This window comes from Francisella philomiragia subsp. philomiragia ATCC 25015, assembly GCF_000156715.1.
Classification (GTDB): domain Bacteria; phylum Pseudomonadota; class Gammaproteobacteria; order Francisellales; family Francisellaceae; genus Francisella; species Francisella philomiragia.
Map to the genome: position 1 here is coordinate 34,264 of NZ_DS999316.1, position 13,050 is coordinate 47,313.

Below are 13,050 nucleotides of genomic sequence, written 5' to 3' on the forward strand. Positions count from 1 at the left end.
GCTCCTAATACTTACTATCATTATGTGAATCAAAAAACTTTCTAATACTTTCATACTGAGTTTGTTGTGATACAAATTCGACAGTATCATGTAGCATTATTTTTTTTTCATCCATGTATATAATATCATCAACAATATGCCAAATAGTGCTTAAATCGTGAGTAATCATAACTACAGACATTTTAAGCTCTTCTTTTAGATATAAAATAAGGTCATCCATAGCTCTAGCAGAGTAAGGGTCTAATCCAGCGTTTGGTTCATCTAAAAATACAACTTTAGGATCTAGAACAATAGTTCTGGCTAGAGCAACTCTTTTGAGCATACCACCACTTATTTCTGAAGGATATTTGTTAAATGCTTCTTCTTTTAATCCTACCATTTTTAGTTTGATAATAGCTATATCAGTCAAAACATCTAAAGGAAGGTTTGTGTGTTGTTTTAGTGGAAATATTACATTTTGTAAGTTTGTTAAAGATGAAAAGAGGGCGCAATGTTGAAACATCATACTCATTGTGCTAGATATCTCTTTACGCTTAATTGGATTGTCTGCTAGTTTTGAAATCTCTTGACCTAACAAAAAAATCTTACCAGAATATATTGGTTGCAACATTAAAATTTCTCGCATTAAAGTCGTTTTACCACAACCACTAGCGCCGATAATACAGCTAATTTTTTCGAAGTGGATATCTAAGTTTAGATCTTTATGAATCCATTCTTTACCAAATTTTGTACTTAAATCTCTTACTTGAATTAGGCTTTCACTCATCTTTTTCTCCTAAGATCCGTTTAGACCTACTGCGAAGATAGCATCAACCAGTATTATCAAAAATATTGAGTAAACAACACTTGTAGTAGTTGCTTTACCAACACTTTGGGAGTCTCTTTTAACAGATAATCCTTGATGACAACCTATTCCAGCAATTACCAATGCAAAAAAAGGAGTCTTTAGAAGACCTATATAGAAGTGATTTACATTTACATTGGAAAATAGTCTTTCTATAAACTGTAATGGTGTTATTCCTGCGATTAGGTCAGCAATAATAATACCTCCAGCGATATTAGCAATCATAGCTATAACCGTGAGTACAGGTAAGCTAATGACCAATGCCGTTATTCTTGGCAAAACAAGACGCTGCATGGGATCTTCACCTATTGTCTGTAGAGCATCGATTTCTTCATTGACTTTCATAATGCCTATTTCAGAGGTAAATGCAGAACCACTTCTACCAGCAATGATTATGGCAGTGAACAACGGAGCAAATTCTCTAAATGATGAAATTCCAAGCATATCAACTACAAATATTTGAGTTCCATACTGCATTAGTAAATTAAGAGGAAGGTATGTCAATACTAAGCCTATAATTAATGACAATAGTATTACTATACTCAATGCTCTGATTGTAGAGTCGTAGCAAATATTTAGAACAATTGAGAAAAAAGCTTTATAAGGTCTACGAATTAACGTTATGTAACCTAAAAAGATAGCACCAAGAAAGCTTATGCTTGTTTTAACTTCTGATAATAAGTTATTTGTGTTTTTACCAAGAGTATAGATACTATTAAAAACAACGTTTGATTTATTTGATAACTCTTCCTCAGCAGTGGATGGGAAGTTTTTAAATACAATATCTACAAGATTTTTATCTTTCTCATTAGCAAAAATAATATTTTCTTTTGATAGTCTTAGATTCTTTGCTGTTTTGATAATTATATAAGCACCGGCAGTGTCTAATAATGTGACTTTAGTTAAATCAATTTGTTTTATATCGTCTTTGCTACGACTTATTTTTTTATCAATAAGCTTAGAGTCTATTTGTTTTAGAGTTAATATACCTTCAAAATAAATAGTATCTTGTTTAATTATTACTTCCATTTATTTTCTGTATAGCGTCATCCTGTTATTCAAATATACTAGAAAATGATACTAATACCAACCAGAAGCTAACTATTTACAGTATTTAATAGAGTCATATTGAGTTAAATTGTTATGCTCAATAACTGAAATAAGTCTGTTTTTATAATCATCTCCATCAAGAGCAGAGTAATTTTCTAAGGTGTTTAGTAAATCTTGTTCAGGGAGTTGATTATTATTTATTTTATTCCTAATTATTCTAAAGTCTTTGAATTTAGAGCCTGTATTTAGTCTATAGTAATAGCCAAGAACGCTTTCTGCAGCACTATTGAATGTTTCAAGATAGACATTTGCTGATTCAGCCTTTACACCACAACCTTCATAAAAACAGTGTAGTCCAAAGTAATTGTTATAATCTTTTGAGAATCTGGAAGTTCCCCAGCCACTTTCAAGAGCGGCTTGAGCTAATACAAAGCTCGTTGGAATTCTCTCAGCTTTGACATCAAGATAATTTATTTCATCTGTAATGTCATCTGAAGAATCAATTTTATAATATTTTAAATATAAATCTAGTTTATTAAGCTGTCTGCTACTAAGAGCAGCATTATTCTTAGCTAAATCTTTTTGCAATTTATGTATTTGCTCTCTTTGTAAGCATATTTCATTATTAGCTTTTTGGATAGCTGAAAGCATGTATTCAATGAATATTTTTTTTCTTTCTTTAAAGTCTTTAATTTCAGAGAAATTAGGTTTTTTGACTATAAAAGGAGCTCGGGATTCCAAGAAATAAATCATTTTCTCATGTTTAGAGTTACCAATAGGTGATAATATTGCCGCAGATATGAGTACAATAAAAATACCAACAAAATACTTTAAGCTTAACTTTTTATCAACTTTATTTATAATCGTAATAATCTTCTTCATAGTCATCGTAGAATTCGATAGTTTGTTGTAGCTCTAGTTTTAAATTTAACATATCTTCAGGAAGTTTGCTTTTAAATCGCACAATCTTCTGAGAAGTAGGATGTATGAAAGAAAGCTTATAAGCGTGCAGAGCCTGTCTGTTTATATTTTCTATTCCCACTTTATCTAACTTAGTTGATGACTTGTTATAAGTTTGATCGCCAACTAAAGGATGCTTGATACTCTTCATATGAACTCTTATTTGATGAGTCCTTCCTGTTTCTAGTTGACACTCAATTAGAGTAAAACCATCATATACCTCTATAGGCTTATAATGTGTAATAGCCTCTTTTCCTTTATGATTGATGGTCATTTTTGTGCGATTATTAATATCTCTTCCTATCGGTTGATTAATAGTACCTTCTTCATAAATCTCACCCTCAACTATTGCAAGATATTTTCGAGATACCTTTCTTTCAGAGAGTTGTTGTACCAAATTATGATAGGCAATACTACTCTTGGCTGCAACCATCAAACCAGATGTATCTTTATCTAGGCGATGAACGATACCAGCTCTTGGTAACTTGTCTTGATTAGGGTATTTGTGGAGTAAAGCATTTGAGATAGTACCTGTCATATTCCCAGCACCAGGGTGTACAACCATATCAATTGGTTTGTCAATAACTATAATATCATTATCTTCAAACACGATGTTTAAATCAATATCTTCAGCTAACCATTCGTTTGTAGGCAAAAGCTCTATATTAATTTCAACTTCCTCATCTCCTAGAAGAATATGTTTTGATTTAGTAGTCTTACCATTGACTGTAATTAAACCATCTTTTATCCATTTTTGTATTTGAGAGCGAGAAAACTGTTCAAATAATTCATTTATTGTTGAGTCGATTCTTTTGCCTGCATGATCAGGATGCATCATAATTTTTTGATGAAACTTGTTAGATAGTGTATTATTTGCCATGTGTGTGCTTAATATAAGTATTTTTTACTAAATAAAATAAATTTTACATAGAATTATATAAGAAAATTCTAAGGATAGTTAATTAAATGAAAAGGTTTTTATATTTAATAGCAGCTGCATTTATGTTGATGTTATTAGCATCTTGTGGACCTAAGAAAGACAGTGAGCTTCCGCAAGTTTATACTGGTTTTACGGCAAGTTTTATTTATGCGAAAGCCCATGAGCAAATGCAAAATGAAAAGTATTTTGATGCAATTCGATCATACAAGTCATTAGTCGCACAGTATCCGTTTACTCCACTAGCTGAGAAAGGTATGGTTGATTTGATTTATGTTTACTATATGGATGATGAATCAACTATGGCTCTAGCATTAGGTCAACAGTTTATTAAAATGTACCCATATAGTTCATATAAGGGCTATGTCTACTATATGATTGGTGTTGTTGGGTTTGAAGATGGTAGGGGTATTTTACAAACATATGCTCCTTATGATATGAACTATCATGACCCAACTGGCTATCAAGATGCTTACGTTAACTTTGAAAAAGCTATTAAGCTTGACCCTAAGGGTAGTTTTGTTCCTGATGCAAAACGTAGAATGATATATATAAATAATATTATTGCGGAGCACTATTATGATATTGCAAAATTTTATTATAAACGTGGAGCATATAATGCAGCTTTGGATAGAGCTTCTCAAATCATAAGAAATTATCCACAGAGTACAGTAACTCAAGATGCTTTGGTGTTGACAATTAGAGCATATAATAAGCTGGGTCTTTATGATCAAGCTAAGGACAATATACGAGTGCTTAAGAAAAACTATCCTAAAAATAAGTTTGTAAATAACTTACGTCCAGATGGTACGGAAAATCCTACTTGGTTTGATAGATGGTTTGGATGGTTGTAGAAATTTCTATTTAAAATATCATTTTTGAAATACATAACGACTTTTTTTAAAATATTAATACTTTAGTATATTTATTATCACAGAGTAATTTCTTGGTAAAATGTACAAAAAAATTATTACAAGCTGTATTTTAACTTCGATATTCGGTTTGACGTATAGTCAAACGCTTTCAAATATTTCAAATGAAACTTCAAAGTCTAGTTGTCGTTGCTTACCTTCAGAGGTATGCTGGCCTGATTCCAAACAATGGGATGCATTGGCAAAATCGCTCAAAGGCAAGCTTATAAAACCAACTTCTATTTTTTCTACATGTGAAAAAAATTCAGAAAATGATAGTTGTAAATCAGTTTTACAAAATATGAAAAATCCTTTTTATATGCAGTCAGATTCTAGTAGAAATGAATCTCAAGGGTGGTATGGGGCATGGCATATTCAGCCAAGTAGCTATGCTGTTGAAGCTGCGGATACTCAAGACGTGGTAAATGCTATTAATTTTGCTAGAAAACATAATATTCGTATTGTTATCAAAGGTGCTGGACATGACTATTTAGGGCGTTCTAGCTCTCCTAATTCTCTGTTAATATGGACTCATAATATGCGTGATATTAAATATGATAAGCATTTTAACCCTCAGAGTTGTCCAAAGGATAAAGAATATTCAGCCGTTACAGTTGGAGCTGGTACAAGATGGCTTGAGGCTTATGATGTTGTAACTAACAAACACCATGAATATGTCCAAGGAGGAGGCTGTACAACTGTTGGGGCAGCTGGTGGTTTTCCTCAAGGAGGAGGATTTGGTAGCTGGTCTAAAGAGTATGGTACAGGTGCAGGAGGAATAGTACAGGCTGAGGTTGTTACTGCAGATGGTAAGACAGTTATTGCTAATGAGTGTCAAAATCAAGATTTATTTTGGGCAATCAAAGGTGGTGGTGGCGGAACTTATGGAGTTGTTACAAATCTAACGTTAAGAACACATCAGCTGCCTAGTCACTTTGGTCTAATTAGTGGCGAGATAACAGCTAGCTCCAGTAAGGCTTATAAAGCTTTGATAAAAGAGTTTCTTTCATTTTATTATTCAAACCTGAATAATGAGAATTGGGGCGAGCAGTTTGCATTCCGTCCAAATAATAGAATGACAATAGCAATGGTTACCCAAGGTTTAAGTCAGAAAAAGGCTTTAGAAATTTGGCAACCATTTAAAAAGTGGGTACAAAGTCAACCTGATCTTCATTATCAAGCTAAATATATAGATATTCCACCAACACAGATTTGGAATTATGACTATTGGCATAAAAACTATCCTGATATGGTTGTCAAAAATACTAGTTTAGATGCTCGAGATGGTGAGTTTTGGTGGGCTTCTAATACAGGGGAAGTTTCTGCATATTGGTATACATATCAATCTTGGTATTTACCTGAGAAATTATTTAATTCTGAAAATATTGATAAAACAACAGAAACTTTTTATAAAGTTTCTCAACTTGCACCAATATCTATTCAAATTAACAAAGGTTTAGCAGGAGCTTCTGAACAAGCTCTGAGACTAACCAAAAGCACATCCATGAACCCTAGTGTTTATAATGCTGGGGCTTTGGCAATTATGAGTTATAGTACAGACAAAGTTCAGCTTGGCAAACCAAAAATAACTCCACAAATACAACAAAAAGTAGATAATATTTATAAGGCTATGGGAATGATAATGGCATTAGCTCCCGATGCTGGTACTTATGCAAATGAGGCAGATTATTTCCAAAAAAACTGGCAACAAGTGTTTTGGGGTGATAACTATAATAAGCTTCTAAAAATTAAAAATAAATACGATCCGAATGGTTTGTTCTATTGTCATCACTGTGTAGGTAGTGAATATTGGCAAGAAGGTGGTATGTGTAAATTATAATAATCAATCTTCTATCTTGAATAACTTGATATTGTCTATGAGAATTTAATATATACTTTGTCACCCGAAAATTCATAGTTACTAGTTATTAGGTGGGGTCCACTTAATCGTATCTATTGAAAGTTGATTTTATACTGAAGAATTAGAAGAAAAATCAAGTTAATGGTTTTATAAGACAGCTAGTAATAAATATTTACTAGCTATTTAGGTATTATGAAATCAAGTTTCTTGCATATGTAGCTAGCTTATCAGACTCTATTCCTGTATTTACTTGGCTACAGTATACAGAGTCATCTTTTAGAGGCGTTTGGTTGATTGCCCAGTATAATGATCCACCAAAATCATTGCTATAAACATAGTCTAAGGCTTGCTTGTCAACTTCAGGACCTTCCCACTTTCCAGCACTAGCTTGTCCACCCGGTTCAAATCCTAACATTACAAGGCTAGGATTTACATGTTTTGTAAATGAGTCTAATACTGTGATATACATAGGCATATTCCATGTAGGTAGTAGGTTAGAGCCTTTGATAGTCTCATCGCCCATACATACATAAGAAGGTCCACTGTGAGCCATTGTCTCAGGCCCCATATCATAAGACATGATATTTACCCATGAAGCAACTTGGTTCAGACAACTATTATGCTCTTTTAACCAATTATCTATATCTAGATCTTCAGCATCTGAAGCAAAATCTTCAAAGAATCCTACCGTTTTTGCTGATTTCACAAAGCCATTAGCTCTAGTGGTATAACCAATAACTTTGTCGGACATACCATTTTTGTCTAAAGCTTCTCTTAGCTTCATCATAGTTTCAGCAATAACAGCAATTTGCTGGTCTCTGTTAGGGTTAGGTATAGAGCCTTCTCTTGTATATGTTGCACCTAAGTGTTCCCAATCGAAGTCGATACCGTCTGCATATAGAGGATCTTTGTCAGTGCCTACATTTATTTTTAACAGCTCAACAACTTGATTTACAAAGTTATCAATTTGATCTGTTTTTAAAGTTTGTTGTATATCTGACCAACCACCTATTGTGCCCAAATAAATTTACCGCCAGTATTATGTATAGCTTTTATTAGAGCAACAATTTTAGCTCTTTGCCAGTTGTTACCATTCTCATAGCATTTAGGATAGTTACCATATCCACATGGAGACATTAGAGTAAGTACATTTTCAGCTGTCATACTTTCATATAAGGCTTTACCATTCCAGCTTTTATTGTGTGGTGGCTCCTCACCTTGAGCAGGGTGTGGATCTAATGTCAAAAATGAATACATTACATGAGTATATGGCTTAATACTTGGCTCATAGTACGATGCATCATGTTCTTTACCTTCTCCTTCACTACCAGGTATAGGACCTTTCCAGTTTTCCCAGTATCCAATTACTTTTTGTGATAAGTCTCTAGTATCCTTGTAGACAATAGTACTCGAGGATAGTTTGCCATCTGTTAATGTTATTGGAGTAGCTATATATTTACCATTATCATCTGTGTATGCTTGGGCAGATATTTTATAAGTACCCAAAGCTGGTAGGATGAATTTATTTTGTCCCTCAGTATTAAGAGTAATATCTCTAGAGTATCCTGAATTATTTGTTACTACGGCTTTTACTTCTTGGATATGAGTTCCTTCAGCTGGAGTTACATTCAATATGATAGCTGATTGAGGAGCTTCTTTTTCTGTGAAGTTTACTTCAATATTCATATCAGCAGATTTTGTAACGCTAATTTCAGCCGGAGATACAGAAGGAGTATATATATTTGCCATCTAAAGAGATAACCTTTTCAGCAGTTATTTTATAATGGCCTTTGCCAAGTGTTATAGTTGTTGATTTAGTTGTATCAACCGTATAACTATTATCATTTATATTTATGTTATAAGTAGTGATTTTTGATGGTAGATTAGTTGTATTTACAGCTAGTTTACCGACTACAGCAGGACCACAATTTGTCCATGGTGACCAACCTTGTGTTGTTGGTGCTTGACCAACATTTACCCAACCAGTATTTGTCCATACAAAATTATCATATTCAACAAATGTTTTCGTGCTACCATAATTTTCAGAGTTGCTCCAATCAGGTACTGAAGATGGTATATCTTTACACGCAGGATTTATAGGAGTAACATCAGCTTTGTATGTAAGATCTACTGATTTAGTAGTTGAATTAACTGTGATAGTTGATTGTGCAAATGTACCAACTTTATCACCAACAGCTTTTACTTCAAATGTCACAGCACCTGTGTTTGTATAGTATAGCTTAGCTTGATTATTAACTGATTTAATAATATCTCCATTAGGAGCAACAAACTCTACACTAGCTCCTTTAGGGAAAGCATCTCCTGTGATATTAATAGGAAGAGTTACTTCTATTTTCTTAGAAGCTATTTGATAAGTTAGATTTATAGTAGTAGTTCCTTGTGAGTTTGCTGGTAGAGTGTATGTAGTTTCTTTTATAGAGCCTTCAGCACCTGTCAATTGAACTTTGTAAGTCGCTGATTTATTCTCTGGATGAACAAGAGTTACTTTACCATTATTAACTTGTAAACTTCTTACCATTTGAGTCTACAAAGTTGATTACTGCTTGAGAAGGTAGGTTGCCAGATACATTAACTGTAGCGTCTACTTTAACATCTTTAGCTGGAGTAGGAGTATCGCCGCCGACATGGAAGTTAGTGATTGTAGAATTTCCTGTCAAACTATATGAAAAGCTATAAGGCCCGCAGGTATTACAGTGTCTTCAAATTTAACTTCAGGCTACCAAGAAGTTTGTTTAGAAGGCATAGTGATACTTACAGTATTACCAGATGTAGTTACTTTCCAGCCTATGAGTCTGGAAGTGTTCCACCCCAAATTGACGCACCAAAAGTAGCTCCATCAGCAATATCTAATGTAATAGCATCTTTTGTTAGATCTGTCTGACTATCGCATGTGAAAGTCATTTGGCTATTTGTAGCATTATCTAATGTACATGCTGAATAACCAGCAGATACCGATAGTGCCATCACAATAGATGTTGCAAGTATCTTCCTCTTCATTAAGTTTTGATATTTATTAAGAAGGCTTTATTAATATATGTTTTTAAGAAAAATTAGACTGTGAGTATTGTTGATTTCAAAAAAAATCGGATTATTTATAAACAGGAAATCTATCACAAAGTTCTGAAACTTTTGTAGCAGTTTCATTTTCAACTTTTTCATTTCCACAATTATATACCACATCCGCCAACCAGTTTGCGATTTGCTCACACTCAGCTTCTTTGAATCCTCTAGTTGTGATGGCAGGACTTCCTATTCTTAAGCCACTTGTAACAAATGGAGAGCGAGGATCATTTGGTATAGAGTTTTTGTTAACAGTAATATTTGCTCTGCCTAGAGCCGCCTCAGCTTCTTTACCTGAGAATCCTGTATTTGTTATATCTAGTAACAATAAGTGGTTATTTGTACCACCTGAAATAATATTAATGTTACGTTCTTTTAGGACTTTTTCCATAGCCTTAGCATTTCTCAATACCTGCTTTTGGTAGTCAATAAAGCTAGGTTCTAATGCTTCTTTAAAGGCAACTGCTTTAGCTGCAATTACATGCATCAAAGGCCCGCCTTGAATACCTGGAAAAATAGCTGACTGGAGTTTTTTAGCTAGTTCGGGATTATCATTACAAAGTATTAACCCACCTCTTGGACCTCTTAGAGTTTTGTGGGTGGTTGTAGTTGCAACATCAACATAAGGAAATGGATTTGGGTATAAGCCAGCCGCAACAAGTCCTGCAACGTGAGCAATATCAGCCATTAGTACAGCATCTACTGAAGCTGCAATTTCTCTGAACTTTTTCCAATCAATAATCCCAGAAAAAGCTGAGAATCCAGCAATTATCATTTTTGGCTTATGTTCTTTAGCCAGTTCAGTTACTTGTTTGTAGTCAATGTCACCACTTTCATTTAGACCATATTGAATAGAATTATAAATTTTACCCGAGAAATTTACTTTACTACCATGGGTTAAATGCCCACCAGCACCAAGATCCATGCCAAGCACTGTATCGCCTGGCTTAAGTACAGCATTATATACAGCAGCATTTGCTTGTGATCCTGAATGAGGTTGAACATTTGCATAATCAACACCAAATAGTTTTTGAGCTCTTTCGATAGCTAGTTTTTCTGCTATATCTACAAATTCGCAGCCACCATAATATCTTTTGCCATGATACCCTTCAGCATATTTATTAGTGAGTTGAGAGCCCTGAGCTTCCATTACAGCAGGGCTTGCATAGTTCTCTGATGCAATAAGCTCAACATGTTCATGTTGTCTTTTAACCTCAAGTTCTATAGCATCAAAAATTTCTTTATCAGTATTTTTTAGGCTATTTTTTTCAAAGCTAAACATATTTGGTAGTCTCCTGATATTTTTTAGGTGGATAAAATAAATTAAACGTTTAAAATTATAGCTTATATTATATATATATATAAGCAAATTAAAATAATAGCTATGAGCAAAGTAATAGACCTAGATGAAATAGAGCGTTTGCAACGTGAAGAAGAAAACTCGCAATACAAAGCTGTAAAGAGTAAGACTACTATAAAAAAAGATGCATTAGAGATAACTGATTTTGGCAGATCCTTAACTGAACTAAGTAAGGAGCAGCTAGGTAAACTACCAATAGATGAAAATCTTAAAAATAATATTCTTAGTGCTAAAAATTTGCAAAAGATAGCTCTAAAAAGACAAGCACAGTTTATAGGTAAGCTACTACGAAAAACCGATAATTTAGAGGATATTCATAAGGCGTATGACGTTCTTGTTAATAAAGATAAAGATGCAAATCTTATGATTCAGCGCTTAGAGAATCTTAGAAGTAACCTTTTAGATCCTATAAAGGCTAATGAGACATTGGAAAAACTAATACAAGAGCATCCTGATATGGATGTGCAAAAATTGCGCCAGCTAATTAGAAATCATCATAAAGAGGTCGAGAAAAAAAAGCCAAATAAGTCATTTAAAGAAATATTCCAACTTTTAAAAAGTTTAGTTTAATTGATCGAATCATTTTATTAATGAAAACAAGAGCTGGTATACTATAAGGTGTAGTGTATAAGAATTTTATTTTATGTTAGGAGAAAAGTTTTGAGATCTGAAATATATACCAAGATAGTATTTGTACTTATGTTGGTAATGTTTGTAAGTATATTTTTTTTTGCTAGATTTTTTATCTCTGTAGGGTTTATATTAATTATTTTTTTCTTCTTTTTTTAATAAAGAGGTTTTTAAAGTCCTCAAAAACAATAAGTCACTTCAGTTTCTATTGTTATCTGCGATAATGATAAATATTGGTATGATTTATGCATCTTTTGCTAGTGGCAGTTTAGATGTTAAGTCAATATTGGGTTTTTCAAATCCTATATTTATATTTCTATATATATGTTCAGCTAGTTACTTTCTGTCTAAAAATACTAAGTATGCTAATTATCTTTTGAATTTTTATATAGCTATTATAGTTATATTTTCTTTGTATGCGTTATTTAGATATGTACTACATGCAAATTTTGTAGTTAGTCAGATATATTTTGGGATATATGGAGGTAGTGTTATCCAATCAATAGTTGCATTGACATTTCCTTTTTCTGCTGTGGTAATTATTGGAAAAGCTATTAGAATGTCAAATTTACTATTAAAAATATTGATGTTTGCTGCTGGATTATTAGTAATTTTTATTGATCTTTTTGTAAATCGTAGTAAGGCTGGTTATGTTATTGAATTTGTAGTATTTATTTATTACTCATTCATAGCTTTAAAGTATTTTAGTTTTAAAAACAATAAGTTATGTATAAAGCGACTTGTAACGATTTTAACTTGCTGTATTGTTATAATTAGTATTATCTTTGGAACTGTCTATAAATTCTCAAGTGTTTTTAATTATAGATTACAAACCTCTGTGGAAGAATCGCAGGTATTCTTTAATCAAGATTATGATAATACAGATGCTAGGAAACAGTATGAGACATCGACTGGACTTAGATTGTTATACTATAGTTCTTCATTCAAAGTTTTAAGAGAATATCCTAAACTTTATATACTGGGATGTCCTTATCTTACAAGTACTACTGATGTTATTGAATGTACTAAGGTTTTAATAAATAAGAATCAAAGATTGAGAGATGACCCTCGTGTAGTTAATGACGGTATTATGGCTCATGATGAGTTTATTAATTATGTTTTTAGAGCAGGTATAGTTGCTGGAGTTTCTCTTTTATTGTGTTTTGTGGCATTTTTTGTTGAGGCGCGGTGGTTAGACTATCGTAATCGTGTGTATTTTAGAATATTAATATTGGCTATGTTCATAGGTTGCTTATTTGATTATTTCTTTACTACACAGATAATGGTTATTTTATTTGCTAACTTAACAGCAATATTCTTAGCTCAAAGAAAGTGTGAAGAAAGTAAAGATTCTAATACTATAACTTCTTAATAGTTTAAATCTTATTGCTATATTTGCAAAAAACGTATTTTGAG

14 protein-coding genes are annotated in these 13,050 nt (G+C 32.8%); 4 read left to right on the forward strand and 10 right to left on the reverse strand.

The genetic code is table 11. The annotated features are described in order from the left end of the window. Positions 1-4 precede the first annotated feature (4 nt). From FTPG_RS05520 to FTPG_RS05535, 4 genes are all read right to left on the reverse strand, one after another. Positions 5-766 carry an ABC transporter ATP-binding protein gene (locus FTPG_RS05520; RefSeq protein ID WP_004287440.1) on the reverse strand — a complete coding sequence of 254 codons (762 nt, stop codon included), beginning with the start codon at positions 764-766 and terminating at the stop codon, positions 5-7. A 9-nt stretch (positions 767-775) separates the two neighbouring features. Continuing rightward, on the reverse strand, positions 776-1,873 hold the full coding sequence (locus tag FTPG_RS05525) for an MlaE family ABC transporter permease (protein WP_004287441.1): 1,098 nt from the start codon (positions 1,871-1,873) through the stop codon (positions 776-778). 72 nt (positions 1,874-1,945) lie between these two features. Then, entirely contained in the window at positions 1,946-2,776 is an 831-nt protein-coding gene (locus tag FTPG_RS05530; protein ID WP_004287442.1) for a glucosaminidase domain-containing protein, read from the reverse strand. Beyond that, complete coding sequence (locus FTPG_RS05535) at positions 2,748-3,734, reverse strand: RluA family pseudouridine synthase (protein ID WP_004287443.1); 987 nt, start codon at positions 3,732-3,734, stop codon at positions 2,748-2,750. Before FTPG_RS05535 ends, FTPG_RS05530 begins: the two co-directional genes overlap by 29 nt. Positions 3,735-3,820: 86 nt before the next feature. On the opposite strand from FTPG_RS05535, the gene FTPG_RS05540 reads away from it, so the two are divergent. Both FTPG_RS05540 and FTPG_RS05545 read left to right on the forward strand, forming a co-directional pair. Next, a complete protein-coding gene (locus FTPG_RS05540; protein WP_004287444.1) occupies positions 3,821-4,645 on the forward strand; it encodes an outer membrane protein assembly factor BamD in 825 nt (274 codons plus the stop codon). A 100-nt stretch (positions 4,646-4,745) separates the two neighbouring features. Next, positions 4,746-6,542 carry an FAD-dependent oxidoreductase gene (locus tag FTPG_RS05545; RefSeq protein WP_004287445.1) on the forward strand — a complete coding sequence of 599 codons (1,797 nt, stop codon included), beginning with the start codon at positions 4,746-4,748 and terminating at the stop codon, positions 6,540-6,542. 211 nt (positions 6,543-6,753) lie between these two features. Here the strand turns inward: FTPG_RS05545 and FTPG_RS09555 are convergent, their stop codons facing one another. The 6 genes from FTPG_RS09555 to glyA form a co-directional block, all read right to left on the reverse strand. Then, positions 6,754-7,584, reverse strand: a complete 831-nt coding sequence (locus tag FTPG_RS09555) for a glycosyl hydrolase family 18 protein (protein WP_050754313.1) — start codon at positions 7,582-7,584, stop codon at positions 6,754-6,756. Beyond that, on the reverse strand, positions 7,572-8,312 hold the full coding sequence (locus FTPG_RS09560; RefSeq protein WP_004287446.1) for a hypothetical protein: 741 nt from the start codon (positions 8,310-8,312) through the stop codon (positions 7,572-7,574). The genes FTPG_RS09555 and FTPG_RS09560 overlap by 13 nt, the downstream gene beginning before the upstream one ends. Further along, entirely contained in the window at positions 8,275-9,102 is an 828-nt protein-coding gene (locus FTPG_RS09565) for a hypothetical protein (protein ID WP_004287447.1), read from the reverse strand. The genes FTPG_RS09560 and FTPG_RS09565 overlap by 38 nt, the downstream gene beginning before the upstream one ends. Next, a complete protein-coding gene (locus tag FTPG_RS09735) occupies positions 9,080-9,241 on the reverse strand; it encodes a hypothetical protein (RefSeq protein WP_154657791.1) in 162 nt (53 codons plus the stop codon). Before FTPG_RS09735 ends, FTPG_RS09565 begins: the two co-directional genes overlap by 23 nt. A 127-nt stretch (positions 9,242-9,368) precedes the next feature. Continuing rightward, positions 9,369-9,581: a hypothetical protein gene (locus FTPG_RS05555; protein WP_004287448.1), complete on the reverse strand. Its 213-nt coding sequence runs from the start codon at positions 9,579-9,581 to the stop codon at positions 9,369-9,371. Positions 9,582-9,672: 91 nt separating this feature from the next. After that, positions 9,673-10,926 (reverse strand): serine hydroxymethyltransferase, encoded by a 1,254-nt coding sequence (glyA, locus tag FTPG_RS05560; RefSeq protein WP_004287449.1) that lies wholly within the window; start codon positions 10,924-10,926, stop codon positions 9,673-9,675. Positions 10,927-11,028: 102 nt separating this feature from the next. Here glyA and yjgA point away from each other — a divergent pair, with 102 nt between their 5' ends. Together yjgA and FTPG_RS05570 are read left to right on the forward strand one after the other, a co-directional pair. Next, entirely contained in the window at positions 11,029-11,574 is a 546-nt protein-coding gene (gene yjgA, locus FTPG_RS05565; protein WP_004287450.1) for a ribosome biogenesis factor YjgA, read from the forward strand. Between the two features lie 283 nt (positions 11,575-11,857). After that, complete coding sequence (locus FTPG_RS05570; protein ID WP_004287451.1) at positions 11,858-13,006, forward strand: hypothetical protein; 1,149 nt, start codon at positions 11,858-11,860, stop codon at positions 13,004-13,006. The last annotated feature ends 44 nt before the right edge of the window (positions 13,007-13,050 follow it).